This is a genomic window from Saccharopolyspora sp. ID03-671 (assembly GCF_045278815.1).
Taxonomy (GTDB): Bacteria; Actinomycetota; Actinomycetes; order Mycobacteriales; family Pseudonocardiaceae; genus Saccharopolyspora; species Saccharopolyspora ipomoeae.
This window is the reverse complement of sequence record NZ_CP134054.1, coordinates 1,435,377-1,455,970: the sequence shown is the minus strand read 5'-3', so window position 1 is coordinate 1,455,970 and position 20,594 is coordinate 1,435,377. Positions and strand designations below refer to the sequence as shown.

The window sequence follows — 20,594 nt, the reverse complement described above, 5'->3', positions numbered from 1 at the left end:
ACGAGGCCGGGAGGAAGCATGGGTATCGAGGAGCGGCGGGCATGAGCGCGCCGGTCGCCGGGGTCTCGACGGCCCTCGGTCACGTGGGCAAGATCGCCACGCTGGCCTGGGAAGTCGTGCGCTACACGCCGCGCAGGCCCTTCGCCGTGCGCGAGTGGATCCAGCAGGCGTGGTTCTTCGCCAGCGTCACGATCCTGCCGACCGCGATGGTGGCCATCCCGTTCGGCGCCGTGATCGCCATGCAGCTCGGCTCGCTGACCCAGCAGATCGGCGCCCAGTCGTTCACCGGCGCGGCCAGCGCCCTGGCGATCCTGCAGCAGGCCAGCCCGCTGATCACCGCGCTGCTGGTCGCCGGAGCCGGGGGATCGGCCGTGTGCGCCGACATCGGGGCGCGCACCATCCGCGAGGAGATCGACGCGATGGAGGTGCTGGGCATCTCGCCGATCCACCGGCTGATCGTGCCCCGGGTGCTCGGCGCGGTGCTGATCTCGCTGCTGCTCAACGGCCTGGTCAGCGTCGTGGGCGTGCTCGGCGGCTACTTCTTCAACGTGGTGCTGCAGGGCGGTACGCCCGGCGCCTACCTGGCCAGCTTCAACGCGCTGGCCTCGCTGCCCGACATCTGGGTCAGCGAGATCAAGGCGGCCATCTACGGCTTCGTCGCCGGAGTGGTCGCCGCCTACCGCGGCCTGAACCCCTCCGGAGGCCCGAAGGGCGTGGGCGACGCGGTCAACCAGGCGGTGGTGATCACGTTCCTGCTGCTGTTCATGATCAACCTCCTGGTCACCGGCATCTACCTGCAACTCGTGCCGCCGAAGGGGTTGTGAGATGGCAGTCCTGGACACGGCGCCCCCACCGACGCCGACCCCGATGCAGCGCCGCATCGCCAAGGCCGCGTCCCGGCCCGGCGACGTGCTGGCCAACCTCGGCTGGCAGCTGTCGTTCTACGTGCGGGCCCTGGCCCTGGTGCCGGTCACGCTCACCAAGTACCGCAAGGAAACCCTGCGGCTGCTCACCGAGGTCGTCTTCGGCAGCGGCGCGCTGGCCATCATCGGCGGCACGCTCGGCGTGATGGTCGGCATGACGATGGCCACCGGCGCCGTCGTCGGCCTGCAGGGCTACTCCTCGCTGAACCAGCTCGGCACCGCCGCGCTGACCGGCTTCATCGCCGCCTACTTCGACACCCGCGAGGTCGCGCCGCTGTCCGCGGGCCTGGCGCTGTCGGCCACCGTCGGCTGCGGGTTCACCGCGCAGCTGGGCGCCATGCGCATCTCCGACGAGATCGACGCGCTGGAGGTGATGGGGGTGCGCAGCGTGCCGTACCTGGTGACCAGCCGGGTGCTGGCCGGGGTCGCGGCCGTCATCCCGCTCTACGTCGTCGGCCTGCTCGGGTCCTACCTGGCCTCGCGGCAGATCACGGTGTGGGTCTACGGGCAGTCGGCAGGCACCTACGACCACTACTTCCACCTGTTCCTGCCGCCGGAGGACGTGCTGTGGTCCTTCGGGAAGGTGATGGTGTTCAGCGTCGCGGTGATCCTCACCCACTGCTACTACGGCTACACCGCCAGCGGCGGACCGGCCGGGGTGGGCGTGGCCGTCGGGCGCGCGGTGCGGACCTCGATCGTGCTGGTCACCGTGCTCGACTTCTTCTGCAGCCTGGCGATCTGGGGATCGACCACGACAGTGCGGATCGCAGGATGATCGAATCGCGCAGCAGACGCCGCCACCAGGCGATGGGGATCGCGTTCCTGGTCGTCGCCGGCCTGTTCCTGGCGGGAACGATCGGGATGTACAACAAGGCCTTCACCCGCTTCGTCGCGGTGACGGTGCGCGCCGACACGGCGGGCAACCAGATGATGCCGGGCGCCGACGTCAAGGTGCGCGGGGTGGTGGTCGGCGAGGTCCGCTCGATCGACGCGGGCAACGGGCACGCCGACCTGAGGCTGGCGCTGCAGCCCGACAAGGCCGGGATGATCCCGGCCGACGCCTCGGCCCGGCTGCTGCCCAAGACGCTCTTCGGTGAGCGCTACGTCGCCCTCGACATCCCGAAGGGGTCCACATCGGACACCCTGAGCGCGGGCGACGTCATCCCGCAGGACCGCAGCGCCTCGGCGATGGAGGTCGAGAAGGTCCTCTCCGACCTGATGCCGGTGCTGCAGGCGGTGCAGCCGCAGCAGGTCTCCACCACCCTCAACGCCGTCTCGCAGGCGCTGCAGGGCCGCGGCGACCAGCTCGGCGAGACGCTGGTGCAGCTGGACCGCTACCTGGAGGACTTCGACCCGTCGCTGCCCAAGATGGAGTCGGTGATCAGCCGCGTCGACGACGTCGCCGAGAACTACGCCGACGCCGCACCGGACCTGATGCAGGCGGTCAACGACCTGACCACCACCAGCCGCACCGTCGTCGAGCAGCGCACCCAGCTGCAGCAGATGACCAGCACGGTGACCAGCGCCAGCGGTGAGATGGACCGGTTCCTGTCGGCCAACGGCGACAACTTCATCCGGCTCGCGAGCACCTCGCGGTCCACCTTGGAGCTGCTGGCCGAGTACTCGCCGCAGTACCCCTGCATGCTGCAGCAGTTCCAGGCGGGCACGAAGAACGCCGATCTCACCTTCGGCAAGGGCACCGACACCCCGAACATGGCGCGGATGACGCTGGAGATCACCGCCAGCCGCGGCAAGTACCTGCCGGGCGTGGACACCCCGAAGAACCTGGAGCAGCGCGGCCCGCGGTGCTACCCGTTCGTCGAGGCGCCCGACACCTTCCCGCAGTACCCGCCGGGCGGCCCGCTCGACGACGGCTCCACCAAGCCCGAACCGCCGCTGGACCGCGACGCGCTGTTCCCCTGGAAGAAGACCACCGGCAGCGCCCCGGCGAGCACCTCGCCGCAGTCGGCGAGCTCGTCGGTCGCCAACTCCCGGCCCGAGCGCGATCTCCTGGCGGCACTGCTGGCGCCGGAGCTGGAGGTCCAGCCGGGAGCCGTGCCCGACTGGACGAGCGTGCTCGTCGGACCGCTGTTCCGGAACGCGGAGGTGACCGTGCGATGAGGTCGATCACCGCACCGCTGATCAAGCTGATCGCGTTCGTGGCGGTCACCCTGACCCTGACCGGGATCCTGGTGTCCACCATCGCCGCGAACTCCTCCGGCGACGCCCGGGAGTACACCGCGCGCTTCGCCGACGCCTCCGGGCTCGGCGAGGGCGACGACGTGCGCATCGCCGGGGTCAAGGTCGGCCGGGTCACCGAGCTGGAGGTGGACGACGAGCAGCACGCGCTGGTGCGCTTCGACGTCGAGTCCTCCCGCTCGCTGCCCCGCGACGCGCAGGCCACCGTGAAGTTCCGCAACATCGCCGGTCAGCGCTACCTGTCGCTGGACGCGGCGCTGCGCGACCCGAAGGACGTGCTGCCTGCGGGCGGCGAGATCCCGCTGGAGCGCACCCACCCGGCGCTGAACCTGACCGCGCTGTTCAACGGCTTCCAGCCGCTGTTCCAGGCGCTCAACCCCGAGGACGTCAACCAGCTCTCCGGGGAGCTCGTGCAGGTGCTGCAGGGCGAGAGCGGCACCGTCGACAGCCTGCTCGCCCACACCGCGTCGCTCACCGGCACGCTCGCGCAGAAGGACGAGGTCATCGGCCAGGTCATCGACAACCTCAACGCCGTGCTGGGCAACGTCAACCAGCGCGGCCCGCAGCTGGCCGAGCTCATCGACGCCCTGCAACGGCTCACCAGCGGGCTCGCCGAGCAGCGCAAACCCGTGGGCGAGGCGATCGGCGCGCTCGACGAGCTCAGCAACACCACCGCGGGACTCGTCGAGCAGGCCAGACCGCCGCTGCAGCAGGACATCGCCGCGCTGCGCGACGTGACCGGGCTGCTGAACCAGGACCTGCCGCTGCTGGACCACACGCTGCAGACGATGCCGAACCGGTTGCAGCGGCTGACCCGCACCGTCAGCTACGGCGGCTGGTTCAACTACTACTCGTGCCAGGTCACCGGCAACATCCGCATCGACCAGCTCAAGATCAACGTCCCGATCCTGCCCGTCCCGACGACCCAGTTGCCGGAGAGGTGCCGATGAAACCGCTGCGGGCGCGCAACCAGGTCGCCGTCGGCCTGGTCACGATCGCGCTGCTGGTGCTGGGAACGCTCACGGCGTTCTCGGCCAAGGACCTGCCGCTGATCGGCTCCGGCAACACCTACTCGGCCCACTTCGCCGAATCCGCGGGCCTGGAACCGGGGAACGAGGTGCAGATCGCCGGGGTCAAGGTCGGCGAGGTCGACGACGTCGTCCTGGACGGCAACCGGGTGCTGGTGGAGTTCACGGTGGACGGACGCGAGATCGGCGACCGCACCCGCGCCGACATCCAGATCAAGACGCTGCTCGGCGAGAAGTTCCTCGGCCTGCAACCGGCGGGCGACGAGGAGCTGTCCGAGCCGATCCCGTTGCGCAGCACCACCTCTCCGTTCGACATCCCCGACGCCATCGACCAGCTGACCCGCACCACCGGGCAGCTCGACAGCGCCAAGCTCGCCGAGAGCTTCCGGGTCATGTCCGACACGATGCGCGGCGCGCCGCAGCACATGGACCAGGCCGTCACGGGACTCTCGCAGCTGTCGCAGACCATCGCCTCCCGCGACCAGCAGCTCGCCGACCTGCTGCACAACGCCGGCGACGTCTCCGGCATCGTCGCCGACCGCGACCAGCAGGTCAGCAAGCTCGTCACCGACGGCAACCAGCTGCTGTCCGAGGTGCAGGCCCGCAAGCAGGCCATCAGCGGACTGCTGGAGGGCACCGAGAAGCTCTCCCGCGAGCTGCGCGGCCTGGTCGCCGACAACCAGGAGCAGATGAAACCGGCCCTCGACCAGCTCGACCAGCTCACCGCGATGCTCAAGCGCAACCAGGACAACCTCGACCACGCCGTCGGCGCGCTGGCGCCCTACGTGCGCGGGTTCAACAACACCATCGGCAACGGGCGCTGGTTCGAGGGCTACTTCTGCGGTCTGCTGCCCCCGCCGATCCACGCCGGGCCGATCCAGACCAACACCCCCGAGTGCGAGATCCCGGTTCCCGAGGGAGGTGGCCGATGAGCAGGATCGCCCGCGTGATCGCCGCGCTGTGCGCGCTGGCCCTGGTCACCGCCGGTGCGCTGTGGTGGACGCTGTCCGCGAGCGGCACCACCATCACCGCCTACTTCGACAAGGCCGTCGGGCTCTACGCCGGGTCCAGCGTGCGGGTGCTGGGCGTGAAGGTCGGCCAGATCGACACCGTCACACCAGAAGGACCCGTGGTGCGCGTCGACATGCACGTCGACGACGGGGTGCGCATCCCCGCCGACGCCAACGCCGTCGTCGTCGCGCCCAGCCTGGTCAGCGACCGGTACGTGCAGCTCACGCCCGCCTACACGCGCGGCGAGGTGATGGCCTCCGGTGCCGTCCTGGACCGCAAGCGCACCGCGACCCCGGCCGAGCTCGACGAGCTGTACAAGAGCGTCAACGCGCTGTCGACCGCGCTCGGCCCGGACGGCGCGAACCGCGACGGCGCGCTCAACGACGTCCTCAACACGACCGCGGCCACCCTCGACGGCAACGGTCAGGACCTCAACACCACGATCAAGCGCCTCGGGGAGCTCTCGGCGACCCTGTCGGAGAACCAGGACGACCTGTTCGCCACCGTGGACAACCTCAACCAGTTCACCGGCACGCTCGCCCGGAGCGACCAGCAGATCCGCGAGCTCTACGGCCGGATGGCCGACACCACCGGTTATCTCGCCTCCGAGCGCGAGCAGCTGGGCACCTCGCTGCACTCGCTGGCCCTCGCCCTCGATGACGTGCAGCGGTTCGTCCACGACAACCGCGACCACATGTCCTCCAACGTCCGCAACCTCACCGGTGTCACCCAGGCGCTGGTCGACCAGCGCCAGGCGCTGGGGGAGGTGCTGGACCTGATGCCGCTGGCGACCACGAACTTCATCAACGCCTACGACTCGGCGTCGGGAACGGTGGCCTCGCGGTGGAACCCGCAGGAGCTCGCCCAGCCCCCGATCCTCATGGTGTGCAGGCTGATCGCCAACGTCGCGCCGCTGCCCGAACCCGTCCCGCAGTCGCTGCGCGACACCTGCGAGCAGCTCAACCCGGTCGTGGAGGGCGTCGCGCCGCTGCCGTCGGTCGCCGACCTGCTCGGCAAGGTCCAGACCGGGGCCGGCGACGTCACCGATCAGATCGGCAAGGGGCCGAACCCGGTGCCGCTGCCGCTGGTGGACGCGATGAGACGAGGGGCGGGGACGCCATGACCGCCAAACGGTGCGCGCTGCTGGCCGGATCGCTGTCGGTGCTGCTCGTGTCCGGTTGCGGCACAGCGGGTTTCACCGGCCTCTACAACACGCCGCTGCCCGGCGGCGCCGAGCTCGGCGAGCACCCGTACTCGGTGACCGCGCACTTCCGCGACGTCCTCGACCTGGTGCCGCAGGCCAGCGTCAAGGTCAACGACGTCGCCGTCGGGCGCATCGACCGCATCGAGCTCAGCCCCGACAACAGCACCGCGCTGGTGGTGCTGCGGGTCAACGGCGACGTGCGGCTGCCCGCCAACGCCTACGCGCGGCTGCGGCAGTCGAGCCTGCTGGGGGAGAAGTTCGTCGAGCTCACCCCACCTCCGGAGAACGCCACCGGCAGGCTGGCCGAGGGGGCGGTGATCCCGATCGAGCGGACCAACCGCAACCCGCAGATCGAGGAGGTCCTCGGCGCGGTGTCGCTGCTGCTCAACGGCGGTGGCATCGAGCAGCTGCAGACCATCGTCCAGGAGCTCAACAAGGCGTTCACCGGCAACGAGGAGGAGATCCGCTCGCTGCTGGGCAACGTCGACGACGTCGTCACCCGGCTGGACCGGCAGCGGGGCGAGATCACCAAGGCCCTCGACGGCCTCAACCGGTTGTCGGCGAACCTGCGCGAGCAGACCGGCAACATCAACACCGCCCTCGACGGGCTCTCGCCCGGGCTGCGCGAGATCGAGGCCCAGCGCGGCCAGCTCGTCGGGATGCTGCAGTCGCTGGACAAGCTCTCCGGCACCGCCACCCACACTGTCGAGGCCAGCCGCGAGGACCTGGTCGCCGACCTGGAGGCGCTGGCGCCGACGCTGCAGCAGCTGGCCAAGACCGGCACCGACCTGCCCAAGGCGATGGCGTTCCTGTCGACCTACCCGTTCCCGGAGTACGCGATGGTCCCGCTCAAGGGCGACTTCGTGAACACCAACGTGATGATCGACCTGGACCTGTCCGGGCTCTACGAGAACTTCGCCCGCTCCTCGGGCCCGCCGATCCCGATCCCGGGCCTGTCGGACTCCGGCCAGTCCGGTGCCAACATCCCGCAGCCGCCCGGCACGCCACCGCTGCCGCCGCTGCCGATCCCCGGGACCCAGCCGGACGGCGGGCTGCTGCCGGGACTGTCCGGAGGAGGCTCGTAGATGGTCGCCCGCAAGGTGAAGGTGCAACTGGCGTTGTTCCTGGTCATCGCCGTGGTCGGAGTCGGTTTCGTCGGCGGGCGCTACGCCGGGCTGGACCGGTTCTTCGGTTCCAACGGCTACCCGGTGACCGTGCAGCTGCCCGAGTCCGGCGGTCTGTTCGCCAATTCCGAGGTCAGCTACCGCGGCGTGGCGGTCGGCCGGGTCACCGCGCTGCGGCTGACCCACGACGGCATCGCCGCCGAGCTGCACATCAACGACGACGCGCCGGAGATCCCGGCGGACACGCGCGCCGTGGTGGCCAACCGCTCGGCGGTCGGCGAGCAGTACATCGACCTGCAGCCGCAGCGCCGCGGCGAGCCCTTCCTGGAGGCGGGCTCGGTCATCCCGGTCGAGCGCACCGCGATCCCGCCCGCGCCCGAATCGCTGCTGGTCAACGTCGACCGGCTGGTCGCGGGAGTGCCCACCGAGCAGCTTCGCACCGTCGTCACCGAGGTCGGCACCGCATTCGACGGCACCGGACCGCACCTGCAGAAGCTGCTCGACACCACGAGCTCGTTCACCGCCGCCGCGCAGCAGAACCTGCCGCAGACCACCGGTTTGCTGAACAACAGCGACGTGGTGCTGCGCACCCAGCAGGAGCAGGCGCAGAACCTCACCGAGTTCAGCTCCGGGCTGCGCGAGATCTCCGGGCAGCTCAAGCAGTCCGACCCCGACCTGCGCAAGACCATCCAGGAGGCGCCGGGGGCGGCCACCGAGGTGCAGGAGCTGACGAAGTCGATGGGCACCGACTTCGGCATCGTCGCCGCCAACCTGCTCACCACGATGCAGCTGACCAGCGTGCGCCAACCCGCGCTGGAGCAGACGCTGGTGGCGCTGCCGATGATCTCGGCGTTCACCCACACCCTGTCGCCGGACGGGACGGGTCGGCTCGGGCTGGTGCTCAACCTGTTCAACCCGCCGGCCTGCACGAGCGGTTACGAGGGCACGCCCCGCAAGCACGGTTCGGACACCTCCGAGGGACCGACCAACAACGACCTCCGCTGCGACGAACCCGAGGGCAGCCCGACCGGCGTCCGCGGTTCGCAGAACGCGATCCGCTACCCGGTTCCCGCCCCAGTCGCCCCACCCGCACCGTGATGGATGTTCAGGTTTTTGTGCCACCGGTTCTGGCGACCAGACTTTGATGTCCACCGATCGTATGACCCGATCAAGGTGTGTCGTGCTTGCAGTCGACTGCGGGTAGTTGCTACCGGGGTGAGTGCTGGGCCAATCCACACGAAGGGGCGTTCCTCGCCGTCCCGCAGGCCCGCGCTGGTCAACAGCGGCTCGACACATCCCCACATCGCACCGCTTGATCGTGTTGAGAACCCCGCTCGGCGCCCGGACAGTTACTGACTACCAACGAGACGGTGCAGGGTTTGCGGGGAGGCCGGTATGCGGGGGGTAGTTGCGCTAGCGATCGCGAGCTTGGTCGCGTGCGCGTTGACGGCGTGCGGACCGGGTCCATCAGAGGCGTCGGTGACGACTTCGATCCCGGACAAGACGGCGCAGCTGGCGCCCAGTGACCCGCTGGTGCTCACCGCGCACCGCGGCGTTCTGACCTCGGTCAACGTGACCGCCAACGGTGCCCCGGTGCCCGGCGAGATCGACCGCAGCGGGCACAAGTGGCAGATCAACGCGCCGCTGGCCTTCGGCACGACCTACCACGTGCAGGCCGTCGCCCACGACGAGGAGGGCCGCCCGTCGATCCCGCTCAACTCGACGTTCACCACGGCCACCCCGACCGACATCGTCAACGTCGACCGGACCCGTCCCAGCGACGGCGACACCGTCGGCATCGCGATGCCCGTCTCCATCTACTTCGACAAGCCGGTCCAGGACAAGGCCGCCGTCGAACGCCGACTGCAGATCGAGACCTCCGTGCCCACCGAGGGTTCGTTCAACTGGTACTCCGACGACCAGGTCAACTGGCGGCCCAAGGAGTACTGGAAGGCCGGTACCCAGGTGAAGGTCAAGGCCAACCTCTACGGCATCGACACCGGCGGCGGCGTCATGGGCGACAAGAACTTCGAGTCGAACTTCACCATCGGTCGCGATCAGCGCTCCGTCGGCGACATCGACAACCACACCTTCACCGTCTACCAGGACGGCCAGGAGATCCGGAAGATGGACGCCTCCTACGGGCAGTCCGCTTACCCGACGCAGTACGGCATCCACGTCGCCACCGAACGCCACGACTCGGTGCGGATGAACTCCTGGAGCTGGGGCGGCCCGGCGCGGGGCAGCGCGGGCGCCTACGACGAGGTGCTGCCCAACGCCGTGCGGATCTCCAACAACGGCGAGTACGTGCACACCAACACCGCCAGCACCGGTGCGCAGGGAAACAGCAACGTCACCCACGGCTGCGTCAACCTCTCCAGCACCGACGGCAGGTGGTTCCTGGAGTTCACCCAGATCGGAGACCCGGTCGAGATCATCGGGACCGAGAAACCGCTGACCAAGGCCGACGGCGACATCTGGGACTGGACCGTCCCGTGGGAGGAGTACGTCAAGGGCAGCGCGCTCTACCACGCTCCCTGACGCGCAGAAGTCCACTCGGGCCCGGAACGCACATCGCGTCCCGGGCCCCTGTGCTTGGATCGGTGGTGTGGACCTGCTGCGCCATCTCCGGTTCTTCGTCGCGGTCGCCGAGGAAGGCCACTTCGGACACGCCGCCGACCGCCTCGGCATGACCCAGCCGCCGCTGTCCCAGGGCGTGCAGCGGCTCGAGGCCCGGCTCGGTGTCACGCTGCTGACCAGGGGGTCCCGCGGTGTCCGGCTCACCACCGCCGGTGCGGACCTGCTGCCCCGGGCGCGGGTGCTGCTGGACGGGGCCGACGAGTTCGCCGAGGCCGCCCGGCGGCAGCGGGAGAGCAGGGGAGCGGTGCGCATCGGCGTCGTCGCCGCGCTCGGCGACCGCCAGGTCGCGGGCCTGGTCGCGGCGCTGCGCGCACCCGATCCGCAGTCCCGCACCGTCATCGTGAGCACCGCCGCCACCGTGGACCTCGTCGACGCCGTGGCCGGCGGACGTCTGGACTGCGCGGTCGTGCACCACCCGGCGCTGCTCGGCGATCTCGGCACCTCGCCGGTGGTCAAGATCCCGCGCCGGGTGCTGGTGCCCGCCGATCACCCCGCGGCGGCCAGGCCCGGGATCCGCGCGCTGCGCGGTCTGGCCTGCGCCACCGCGCCGCGCGCCCACGGCACCGCCGCCTTCGACCTGCTCGTGGACACGTTGCGGGAACGGGGGCTCGACCCCGAGTTCCTGCCCGCGCCCGGCGACCGCGACGCGCTCGGTGCCGTCGCCGCCGGACGGGCCTTCGCGCTCACCACCGACCCCGACCTGCGCGCTCCCGGGGTGACCGCCGTGCCCGCCGGGGACGAGTTCGCGCTGCGGGTGCGGGTCGTGTGGCCGGAACCGTCACCGCAGCCCGAGGTGTGCCGGGCGCTCGAAACCGCCCTGGAGAAGTCGGCGCTGGAGCAGTCGGCGCTGGGGGAGTCGTCGTGAGCACCGAGCAGCGCATCCGCGAGGTGCTCGCCGACGCCGGTGCTCGGGGTTGGGTGCACGCGGTCCGGCTCGGCGGCGGTGGGCACGAGCTCGGTTCCGGCGCCGACGATCTCGTGGTCACCGCCTCGGTCTACAAGCTGCCGCTGCTGGTCGCGCTCGCCCGCGCCTTCGATGCCGGAACCCTCGACCCGCGCGAGACGATCCGCCTGGACCCCACCGCCTGCACGCCGGGCCCGACCGGGGTGTCGCTGTTCCGAGATCCGGTGCGGATGTCGTGGCGGGACCTGGCGGCCTCGATGGTGTCGGTGTCCGACAACGCCGCCGCCGACGTCATCCTGGGCGCGGTCGGGCTGGACGCGGTCACCGCGACGCTGGCCGATCTGGGACTGGAGCGGACCCGGGTGGTCGGCGGCACCGCCGAGGCGACCGCCGCGCTGGTCCGGGAGATGGGTGCGAGCAGCGCGTCCGAGGCGTTCGCGCTGCTCGCGGACAACGACGCGGCCCGCACGGTGCGCGCCTACGACCCGTCCTACGCCAGCGCCACCACGCCCCGCGAGATGACCCGGCTGATGGAGCTGATCTGGGCCGACGCGGTCGCCTCGCCGCAGCAGTGCGCGTTCGTCCGGCGCCTGCTCGGCCAGCAGGCCTGGATGCACCGGGTCCGCGCGGGTTTCCCGTTCCGCGGGGTGCAGGTCTCGGGCAAGACCGGCACGATCGGCGCGGTCCGCAACGAGGTCTCGGTGGTGGAGTTCGACGGCGAATCCCCGGTCGCGGTGGCGGTGTTCACCCTCGCCGCCCGCGCCGACCCCGCGCTGCCCCGAGTTGACGCGGCCATCGCCGAGTGCGCCCGCCTCGCCGTGACGGATCTGCGCTCCGGACGGCTGTGACCTCACCAGGGGGCAGTTCTAGCCATAATCACCCATGATCGATGTCCGAAATGTCGGGACAATATTGGCTAAAACTGTCCTCCTCCCGGAAGTCGACGTCCCGGGGCGGAGTCTCCGGAGGAGTTTTTTCGCGGGGAGTTGTGGTGGGGGTGGGGTGCGGAGCTGGGGCGATAGGGAAGGGATATCGGGAGTGGGGTGCGTTCTTATTGGTGCTATCGGTGAAGGGGTGGTTGGTTGGGGGTGTTCGCACTACTGGAGGGAAAGCAGTTGCAGCACACTGAATTTCGCTTGGGGCGTCGTGCGGTCCTGGGGGCGCTGCTGGCCGCGCCGATCGCCGCGTGCGCGCCGCGGACGCCCGCCGCTCCCGCGCCCGACCGAGGACCGGACCCGGCGCTGGCGGAGCTGGAGCGGCGCTACGACGCGCGCCTCGGGCTGTTCGCGCGCAACGCCGTCACCGGACGCACCCTCGGCCACCGGGCCGACGAGCGCGTCGCGATGTGCTCGACGTTCAAGGTCTACGCCTCGGCCGCGCTGCTGCGCGCCCACGGGCTGGCCGGTGGCTACTTCGACCGCGTCATCCGCTACGACGCCGGTCAGCTCGTCGAGAACTCGCCGATCACCGAGACCAGGGTGGACACCGGCATGACCGTCGGAGAGCTGTGCGCCGCAGCGCTGCAGCACTCCGACAACACCGCGGCCAACCTGATGCTGCGCGAGCTCGGCGGACCGCGGGCCATCACCGACTTCGCCCGGTCCATCGGCGACCCGGTGACCCGGCTCGACCGCTGGGAGACCGAGCTCAACACCGCCATCCCCGGCGACGAGCGCGACACCTCCAGCCCGAAGGCGCTGGCCGACGGGCTGCAGGAGCTGCTGCTCGGGAACGCGCTCGGGGCCGCCGAGCGCGACCGGCTCACCGGCTGGATGCTCGCCAACACCACCGGCGACGCGAAGATCCGCGCCGGGCTGCCGCGCGGCTGGCGCACGGCCGACAAGACCGGTGGCGGCAGCGCCTACGGCGTCTCCAACGACATCGCCGTGACCTGGACCGAGACCGGGACGCCGATCGTGATCGCACTGCTCACCGGCCGTCCCCGCGAGAACGACGAGCCGGACAGCGCGTTGATCGTCGACGCGACCCGCCTCGTGGTCGAGCGGCTGGCCTGATCCGCACAGCACGAACCGGGAGCGCTCCGCCCCGCGCGGAACGCTCCCGGTTCGTGCCTGGTCAGGCTGGTGCTATCGGTCGAAGCGACCTGTTTTGATCGCTCTGACGAAGTAGCGCCACTGCGCCGAGTTGGCGGTTAAGAGGCCCCCGGCGCGGTCCTTGGTGTCGCGCACGGCGGCACCTCCGATGACGCGGCCGACCTCGACGCAGTTGGTCTCCTGGCTGCTCCGGCTGGACTTGCGCCAACCGACCGGCGACTGCAGCAACGTCACGGTGTTGTCTCCTCTCGGTGGATGATCTCGTCGACGAGGCGAACCGAGTCGTCGCTGCTCATCGCGAATTGCCCCAGGTCCTTCCCGGCCTTGACGAAGGCCGTCACATCGCCGGGATCTCGCAAGAATGCGCTGGACCTGTGGTGTTCGAGGTGCACGACGGGCGAGGCCTTGGCGAACTCCAGGAGTACGAAGGGCCCGGCGTGCGCGGGCGTCCACCCCGCCGACAGCGGGATGATTCGGATGTCGATGTTGTCCCGGTTGCTCATCTCGCGGACGTGGCGCAGCTGGTCGAGCAGCACGGCACGCCCGCCTATGGGCTGGTGCAACACGGATTCGAGCAGGAACGCCGTGTAGCGCACGGGTTCCTGGCGGCGGGTGATGACCTCGCGCCGGCCGAGCCGGACCGCCACCCGCGTGGCGACCTCGTGCTCCGGGATGCCGGTGCCCATGATCGCGCGCGCGTAGTCGGTGGTCTGCAGCAGACCGGGGATGAGGATGGGGGAGACGTCGGTGATCGCGGTGGCGATCCGTTCGAACTCCAGCAGCGCGGTGAGCTGATCGGCTTCGCCGACCGACCCCACCGACACCGAGTTGGGAGGCTCCGCCTGCGCCTCGCGGGTGAGCCGCAGCAGCCGGTCGCGAGCCGGGCTGGACAAGCCCAGCACCGCGCAGACCGCGGACACGGACTCGGTGGACGGCACCCGTTCGCCGCGCTCCCAACGGACCACGACGGAGTGCGACACGTCGAGACGTCCCGCCAGCTGGCGCAGCCCGAGACCGGTACGCGACCTCGCGTCCCGGATTTCCGCACCGAGAACGTATGCCCGCGGCGCCGGAGTGGTCTCGCTCATGCACCACAGCTTATTTCAGGTGCGCAATTGTCCGTCACAGTGGGTCAAGGAGTGGGAAACCGGGCGATCACGCACTGATGTGCCCGCCGAATGGCGTCATCCGTTCGGGGAATTGCCGCAGTGGTCCCGAGACCAGAGCATTGGTCCCGGTTTGATCGGGGCCGCGGCGAGGTCGGGAGGGACTCCGCCGCGGCCCTCGTCCCGAGCGCGACCGCGCGCATCGGGCACGAGAAGAGGGGGCTGTGGATCGCGATGTATCCGTTTCACTGGGTGCCGGCGGATGGACGGCGGCACGCGAGTCTCGACAAGCGCCCGTGGGGCAACGCCTACCCGAGCGGCATGCTCGTCAACACCCTGTGCAGCCAGGAGGTCGTCGCCGACGCGACCAAGGAGGCCTGGTTGTGGCGGACCTGCGACGACTGCCACTCCGAGGCCCGCAGGGTCGCCCAAGCGGTCCTCGAGGTGCCGCGCATGTCGGTCTAGCGAAAACAGGTACAAGGCAACGGTTCTCGGTCAGTCGCGCTTCGCTCTGCTGGGCGCCACCCGGGGTGGCTCGTTGGGCTGCTTCGGGTACACCGGCGGCCACGGCGCGTCCTGCATCCCCGCCGCGATGTCCCGGTCGTAGCGTTCCAGCAGCGGCTCGATCGACTGCGGCCGGGCGTCGGCCCACGGGTCACCGCGCTCGGCGAGCCTGCCGGGCACGGTCGCGATGGTCAGCTGATCGGGGTCCACGTCGTCGAGCTCGTCCCAGCCGATCGGCGTCGACACCTGGCCGCCCACCCTCGGCCGCGCGCACCACGCGCCGAAAACCGTCTTGTGCGGGGCGTTCTGGTTGAAGTCGACGAACACGCGCCTGCCCCGCTCCTCCTTCCACCACTTCGCGGTGATCAGGTCGGGGTGGCGGCGTTCGAGCTCGCGGGCCAGCGCCACGGCCGCGGCCCGCACCCGGTAGCTGTCCCACTCCGGGCGCAGCGCGACGTAGAGGTGCAGGCCGCGCGAACCCGAGGTCTTCACCCGCACGTCGATGCCGTCCTCGGCCAGGAACTCGCGGGTCCGGGAGGCTGCTTCGCGGATCTCGGCGAACCCGACACCGGGCGAGGGGTCGAGGTCGATGCGCAGCTCGTCGACGACGTCCGGGTGCCCGGCCTGGTAGGGCCACACGTGGAAGCCGAGGCACCCGAAGTTGACCGCCCAGACGACGTGCGCGAGATCGGCGGCGACCAGGGCGTCGCTGGTGGTCCCGTTCGGCGTCTCCACCACGGTCGTGCGCAGCCACTCCGGCGCCGAGGCGGGCACCCGCTTCTGGAAGAAGGACTTGCCGCTCGCCCCGTCCGGGTAGCGCTCCATCAGCAGCGGATGCCCGCCGAGCGTGCTCAGCAGCGGCTCGGCCACCGCCTGGTAGTAGCGCACGAGATCCATCTTGGTCTCACCGCGCGCCTTGAAGAACACCTTGTCCGGGTGCGACACCGACACCTCGGTGCCCCCGATGTCCAGCGTCACGGCCTCGCCCACGACGACCTCCGGTGCTCGCCCTCCGAAAAACCAGACTAGGCCCGCTCAACGACACCTGCAGCCGTGCGACCAGCGGAGGTCGAGCACCTGGGAGAACCAGCGGGAGGGAGTTGGACTCGTTCGCGGGAAGGCGGGGCGTCGGGGGCGGCCTGGGTGATCGGTGTGCTCCGCCCCCGACTCGGGGTCACCAGCCGCGTTCGCGCCACTCTGGGAGGTTGGGGCGTTCGGTGCCGAGCGTGGAGTCGTCGCCGTGGCCCGGGTAGAACCAGGTGTCGTCGGGCAGCTCGGCGAAGATCCGGTTCTCGACGTCGTCGACCAGGGACTTGAAGTCCTCCGGTGAGGTCGTGCGGCCGACCCCGCCCGGGAACAGCGAGTCGCCGGTGAACAGGTGCGGGTGCCCCGCCGGGTCCCGGTAGACCAGGGCGATCGAGCCCGGGGTGTGCCCGCGCAGGTGGATCACCGACAGCTCCGAGTCGCCGACGGCGACGGTGTCGCCGTGCTCGACCAGGCGGTCCGGCGGCACCGGCAGCTCCTCGGCGTCGGCCGGGTGCGCGACGGTGAAGCAGCCGGTCGCGCCGGCCACCGCGCCCAGCGCCTGCCAGTGGTCGCCGTGCTGGTGGGTGGTGGCGATGGTGCGCAGCCGCGGCCTGCGCTCGTCGTGACCGAGCAGGTCGCTCAGCCGCTCGGGGTCGTTGGCCGCGTCGATCAGCAGCGCGTCGCCGGTGCTCTTGCACACCAGCAGGTAGGCGTTGTTGTCCATCGGGCCGACGGAGATCTTGGTGATCGTCAGCGCGTCCAGTTCCCGGCGGGCGGCCGCGCCGCCGGGCTCCACGTGTCCGGTGTACTCAGCTTGAAGCTCCACGCGGCCGAGCCTACGAGGAGCACCCCACTACATCCAGGGCGGGAGCTCCGGTGCGTCGCCGCGCAGCTCCTCGGGACCGGTGCGGCCGAGCAGCCAGCCCAGCACCGCCGCGGCCTCGCCCTCGATCCTGGCCGGTTCCGAGGTGGTCCCGCGCAGGTCCCAGGTGCGGCGGTGGGTGCCGAAGTCGACCTCCAGCGACAGCGCCGGGACGTCGTGCCGACCCCCGAAGAACTGGACCACGTCCTCCAGCAGCCGTTCGAGGTCGTCGTGCGGGATGTCGTCGAAGTCGACCTCGTGGTCCAGGTCGACCAGGTGCACCCAGAGCTCCAGCAGCCGCATCCGCAGCACGTGCGCGGCAGGGACCACGTCGCCGCCGGAGAGCGCGACCTCGGCGGTCCAGTCCGAGTCGGGCATGGCGCGGGCGGCGACGCGGAACCGGTCGTCGGAGGCGGTCAGGTCCTCCAGCAGCAGCTGGTGGCTGCGCGAAGCGCCCTTGTGGATGGCCTGGTCCCGGTCGTCGCGGCTGGCGTACATCGGGTGCTCGATGCCCGTGCGAGCCCACAGCAGCAGGTTGGAGCAGGCGTCGGCGTTGCGGGCCAGGTGGGTGAGCACGTGCGCGCGGCTCCAGCCGGGCAGCAGGCTGGGCTGCCGGACGGAGAGCTCGTCGAGGCCCGTGGCCGAGCGCACCAGGACCTCGGTCGCGTGATCGATGGCGGCCAGGTGGTCGGCGACCTCGTCGGTCAGGGCGGGCGCGGACCACCGGCCGGTGCCGAGAACGCTGTCAGCCATGGCTCTACCTCGCGTGGGGAGAAGGGGAGCGAATTCGCTGAATGTGAAGCTCCGAGCGTAAACGCGCAGGCCATGCCGGGGACAGTGCTCAATCCGGGGGACATTGCGTATGGTCGTGAGGGGGCAGCCACCTCTGGATCGCGCCACATCTCACACGTTGGGGTGACACGCTCGGTCGAGGCCCGGTCACCGAAGCCACCGGTCCGAGACTGTCGGTACCCCGGAATAGCATGGACGTCGCAACGTCGCGACCCGATGCCGCGCCGGCGGTCCCGCTGCCTCCAGCGGGCGACCGCTCGCAGCCGGCGCGTTCGCGCAACACCAGAACTTTTTCGAAGGGATCACCGTGGCTGACCGCCTCGTCGTTCGCGGCGCCCGTGAGCACAACCTGCGCGGGATCGACATCGACCTGCCCCGCGACAGCCTGATCGTGTTCACCGGGCTCTCCGGCTCGGGCAAGTCGAGCCTGGCCTTCGACACCATCTTCGCGGAGGGGCAGCGCCGCTACGTCGAGTCGCTGTCCGCCTACGCCCGGCAGTTCCTCGGGCAGATGGACAAGCCCGACGTGGACTTCATCGAGGGCCTGTCCCCGGCGGTGTCGATCGACCAGAAGTCCACCAGCCGCAACCCGCGGTCCACGGTCGGCACCATCACCGAGGTCTACGACTACCTGCGCCTGCTCTACGCCCGCGCGGGCAAGCCGCACTGCCCGACCTGCGGCGAGGCGATCAGCAAGCAGACCCCGCAGCAGATCGTCGACCAGGTGCTGGAGATGCCCGAGCGGGCCAAGTTCCAGGTCCTGGCGCCGGTGGTGCGCGGCCGCAAGGGCGAGTACGTCGACCTCTTCGAGCAGCTGCGCTCCTCGGGCTACGCGCGCGCCCGCGTCGACGGCGTCGTGCACTCGCTCGACGACCCGCCGAAGCTCAAGAAGCAGGAGAAGCACGACATCGCGGTGGTCGTGGACCGGCTCACCGTCAAGTCCGGCGCGAAGCAGCGGCTCACCGACTCGGTGGAGACCGCGCTGCGGCTGGCCGACGGGCTGGTGCTGGTCGAGTTCATCGAGCTGGAGGAGTCCGACCCGGGCCGCGAGCGCAAGTTCTCCGAGAACCTGGCCTGCCCGAACGGGCACCCGCTGGGCGTCGACGAGCTCGAACCCCGGTCGTTCTCGTTCAACTCGCCCTACGGCGCCTGCCCGGAGTGCGCGGGCCTGGGCATCCGCAAGGAGGTCGACCCCGAGCTGGTCGTGCCCGACGAGGACCTGTCGCTGGGCGACGGCGCCATCGCGCCCTGGGCCGGTGGTCACACCGCCGAGTACTTCACCCGGCTGCTGACCTCGCTGTCGGAGGCCATCGGCTTCCGGATGGACACGCCGTGGCGGCAGCTGCCCACCAAGGTCAAGAAAGCGGTGCTGCACGGCACCGACGACCAGGTGCACGTGCGCTACCGCAACCGCTACGGCCGCACCCGCTCCTACTACGCCAGCTACGAGGGCGTCATCCCGTTCCTGGAGCGGCGCCTGGAGCAGACCGAGTCGGACTACGCGCGCGAGAAGTACGAGGGCTACATGCGCGACGTGCCGTGCCCGGCCTGCGACGGCACCCGGCTCAAGCCCGAGATCCTCGCCGTGACGATGGAGAACGAGCACGACGAGCTGTCCATCGCCGAGGTCAGCGCGCTGAGCGTGCAGGAGTGCGCCGACTTCCTCAACGCCCTCGTGCTGGGCCCGCGCGAGCAGATGATCGCCGGTGCGGTGCTCAAGGAGATCCAGGCCCGGCTGGGCTTCCTGCTCGACGTCGGCCTCGACTACCTGTCGCTGGACCGCGCCGCCGGCACGCTCTCCGGCGGTGAGGCGCAGCGCATCCGGTTGGCCACGCAGATCGGATCCGGCCTGGTCGGCGTGCTCTACGTGCTCGACGAGCCCTCGATCGGGCTGCACCAGCGCGACAACCACCGGCTGCTGGAGACGCTGAGCCGGCTGCGGGACCTGGGCAACACGCTGATCGTCGTCGAGCACGACGAGGACACCGTGCGCGCCGCCGACTGGGTCGTCGACATCGGCCCCGGCGCCGGTGAGCACGGCGGCCAGGTGGTGCACAGCGGTCCGTACAAGGCGCTGCTGAAGAACAAGGAGTCGCTGACCGGCGCCTACCTGGCGCGGCGCAAGGAGATCCCGGTGCCCACCGAGCGCCGGGTCCCGGACCGCAAGCGGCAGCTGACCGTGGTCGGCGCCCGCGAGCACAACCTCCGCAAGATCGACGTGTCGTTCCCGCTGGGCCTGCTCACCGCGGTCACCGGCGTGTCCGGTTCGGGCAAGTCGACGCTGGTCAACGACATCCTCGCGTCGGTGCTGGCGAACAAGCTCAACGGCGCGCGGCAGGTGCCCGGACGTCACACGCGGGTCAAGGGCCTGGAGCACGTCGACAAGCTGGTGCAGGTCGACCAGTCGCCGATCGGCCGCACGCCGCGGTCCAACCCGGCCACCTACACCGGCGTGTTCGACCACATCCGCAAGCTGTTCGCGGCCACCACCGAGGCCAAGGTGCGCGGCTACCAGCCGGGCCGGTTCTCGTTCAACATCAAGGGCGGCCGGTGCGAGGCGTGCGCCGGTGACGGCACGCTGAAGATCGAGATGAACTTCCTGCCCGACGTCTACGTCCCGTGCGAGGTGTGCAAGGGCGCCCGGTACAACCGGGAGACCCTGGAGGTGCACTACAAGGGCAAGACGATCGCCGAGGTCCTCGACATGCCGATCGAGGAGGCCGCGGAGTTCTTCGAACCGATCAACGCGATCCACCGGCACCTCCGGACCCTGGTGGACGTCGGCCTCGGCTACGTGCGGCTCGGCCAGCCCGCCCCGACGCTGTCCGGCGGTGAGGCGCAGCGCGTCAAGCTCGCCAGCGAGCTGCAGAAGCGCTCCACCGGCAAGACCGTCTACATCCTCGACGAGCCGACCACCGGCCTGCACTTCGAGGACATCCGCAAGCTGCTCGGCGTGATCAACGGCCTGGTCGACAAGGGCAACACGGTGATCGTCATCGAGCACAACCTCGACGTCATCAAGACCGCCGACTGGATCCTGGACATGGGACCGGAAGGCGGCAACGGCGGGGGACTGCTGCTCGCGGAGGGGATGCCGGAGGACATCGCCGAGGTCGAGGAGAGCCACACCGGCCGCTTCCTCGCCGAAGCGCTGGGCTGACCGGACGTGCGGGGCTGACCGGACGTGCGGGGCTGACCAGACCCGCCGGATTGATCG

General features: G+C 70.4%; 19 protein-coding genes. 14 read left to right on the top strand and 5 right to left on the bottom strand.

The annotated features are described in order from the left end of the window. Positions 1–41: 41 nt before the first annotated feature. From REH65_RS06820 to bla, 12 genes are all read left to right on the top strand, one after another. A complete protein-coding gene (locus tag REH65_RS06820; protein WP_281456004.1) occupies positions 42–824 on the top strand; it encodes an ABC transporter permease in 783 nt (260 codons plus the stop codon). Between the two features lie 43 nt (positions 825–867). Next, positions 868–1,698, top strand: a complete 831-nt coding sequence (locus REH65_RS06815; protein WP_281456171.1) for an ABC transporter permease — start codon at positions 868–870, stop codon at positions 1,696–1,698. After that, the gene (locus tag REH65_RS06810; protein ID WP_281456003.1) at positions 1,695–3,044 is read left to right on the top strand and encodes an MCE family protein; all 1,350 of its coding nucleotides are present in this window, start codon (positions 1,695–1,697) and stop codon (positions 3,042–3,044) included. Before REH65_RS06815 ends, REH65_RS06810 begins: the two co-directional genes overlap by 4 nt. After that, positions 3,041–4,072 carry an MCE family protein gene (locus REH65_RS06805; RefSeq protein WP_406691745.1) on the top strand — a complete coding sequence of 344 codons (1,032 nt, stop codon included), beginning with the start codon at positions 3,041–3,043 and terminating at the stop codon, positions 4,070–4,072. The genes REH65_RS06810 and REH65_RS06805 overlap by 4 nt, the downstream gene beginning before the upstream one ends. Beyond that, entirely contained in the window at positions 4,069–5,082 is a 1,014-nt protein-coding gene (locus REH65_RS06800) for an MCE family protein (RefSeq protein ID WP_281456001.1), read from the top strand. Before REH65_RS06805 ends, REH65_RS06800 begins: the two co-directional genes overlap by 4 nt. After that, entirely contained in the window at positions 5,079–6,284 is a 1,206-nt protein-coding gene (locus REH65_RS06795) for an MCE family protein (RefSeq protein ID WP_281456000.1), read from the top strand. Before REH65_RS06800 ends, REH65_RS06795 begins: the two co-directional genes overlap by 4 nt. After that, positions 6,281–7,450 (top strand): MCE family protein, encoded by a 1,170-nt coding sequence (locus REH65_RS06790; protein ID WP_281455999.1) that lies wholly within the window; start codon positions 6,281–6,283, stop codon positions 7,448–7,450. The genes REH65_RS06795 and REH65_RS06790 overlap by 4 nt, the downstream gene beginning before the upstream one ends. After that, positions 7,451–8,587 carry an MCE family protein gene (locus REH65_RS06785; protein ID WP_406691744.1) on the top strand — a complete coding sequence of 379 codons (1,137 nt, stop codon included), beginning with the start codon at positions 7,451–7,453 and terminating at the stop codon, positions 8,585–8,587. It begins immediately after the preceding gene. A 381-nt stretch (positions 8,588–8,968) separates the two neighbouring features. Next, a complete protein-coding gene (locus REH65_RS06780; RefSeq protein WP_281455997.1) occupies positions 8,969–10,030 on the top strand; it encodes an Ig-like domain-containing protein in 1,062 nt (353 codons plus the stop codon). A gap of 67 nt (positions 10,031–10,097) precedes the next feature. Further along, positions 10,098–10,994, top strand: coding sequence for a LysR family transcriptional regulator (locus REH65_RS06775; protein ID WP_406691743.1), 897 nt, complete (start codon positions 10,098–10,100; stop codon positions 10,992–10,994). Then, complete coding sequence (locus tag REH65_RS06770) at positions 10,991–11,881, top strand: serine hydrolase (protein ID WP_406691742.1); 891 nt, start codon at positions 10,991–10,993, stop codon at positions 11,879–11,881. Before REH65_RS06775 ends, REH65_RS06770 begins: the two co-directional genes overlap by 4 nt. 288 nt (positions 11,882–12,169) lie before the next feature. Then, entirely contained in the window at positions 12,170–13,048 is an 879-nt protein-coding gene (bla, locus tag REH65_RS06765) for a class A beta-lactamase (protein ID WP_406691741.1), read from the top strand. A 72-nt stretch (positions 13,049–13,120) separates the two neighbouring features. Here the strand turns inward: bla and REH65_RS06760 are convergent, their stop codons facing one another. Further along, positions 13,121–13,315 (bottom strand): DUF397 domain-containing protein, encoded by a 195-nt coding sequence (locus tag REH65_RS06760; RefSeq protein ID WP_132675331.1) that lies wholly within the window; start codon positions 13,313–13,315, stop codon positions 13,121–13,123. 2 nt (positions 13,316–13,317) lie between these two features. Then, entirely contained in the window at positions 13,318–14,175 is an 858-nt protein-coding gene (locus REH65_RS06755; protein WP_281455993.1) for a helix-turn-helix transcriptional regulator, read from the bottom strand. Between the two features lie 270 nt (positions 14,176–14,445). On the opposite strand from REH65_RS06755, the gene REH65_RS06750 reads away from it, so the two are divergent. Next, complete coding sequence (locus tag REH65_RS06750; RefSeq protein ID WP_281455992.1) at positions 14,446–14,658, top strand: zinc finger protein; 213 nt, start codon at positions 14,446–14,448, stop codon at positions 14,656–14,658. 30 nt (positions 14,659–14,688) lie between these two features. On the opposite strand, the gene ligD is transcribed toward REH65_RS06750, so the two are convergent. The 3 genes from ligD to REH65_RS06735 all read right to left on the bottom strand — a co-directional run bounded on the left by ligD (position 14,689) and on the right by REH65_RS06735 (position 17,338). After that, positions 14,689–15,687 carry a non-homologous end-joining DNA ligase gene (gene ligD / locus REH65_RS06745; RefSeq protein ID WP_406691740.1) on the bottom strand — a complete coding sequence of 333 codons (999 nt, stop codon included), beginning with the start codon at positions 15,685–15,687 and terminating at the stop codon, positions 14,689–14,691. A 184-nt stretch (positions 15,688–15,871) separates the two neighbouring features. Further along, positions 15,872–16,549: an MBL fold metallo-hydrolase gene (locus REH65_RS06740; protein ID WP_406691739.1), complete on the bottom strand. Its 678-nt coding sequence runs from the start codon at positions 16,547–16,549 to the stop codon at positions 15,872–15,874. A gap of 27 nt (positions 16,550–16,576) precedes the next feature. Then, positions 16,577–17,338, bottom strand: a complete 762-nt coding sequence (locus tag REH65_RS06735) for a maleylpyruvate isomerase family mycothiol-dependent enzyme (RefSeq protein WP_406691738.1) — start codon at positions 17,336–17,338, stop codon at positions 16,577–16,579. Between the two features lie 346 nt (positions 17,339–17,684). On the opposite strand from REH65_RS06735, the gene uvrA reads away from it, so the two are divergent. Next, complete coding sequence (gene uvrA / locus REH65_RS06730) at positions 17,685–20,537, top strand: excinuclease ABC subunit UvrA (RefSeq protein ID WP_281455987.1); 2,853 nt, start codon at positions 17,685–17,687, stop codon at positions 20,535–20,537. Positions 20,538–20,594: the final 57 nt, after the last annotated feature.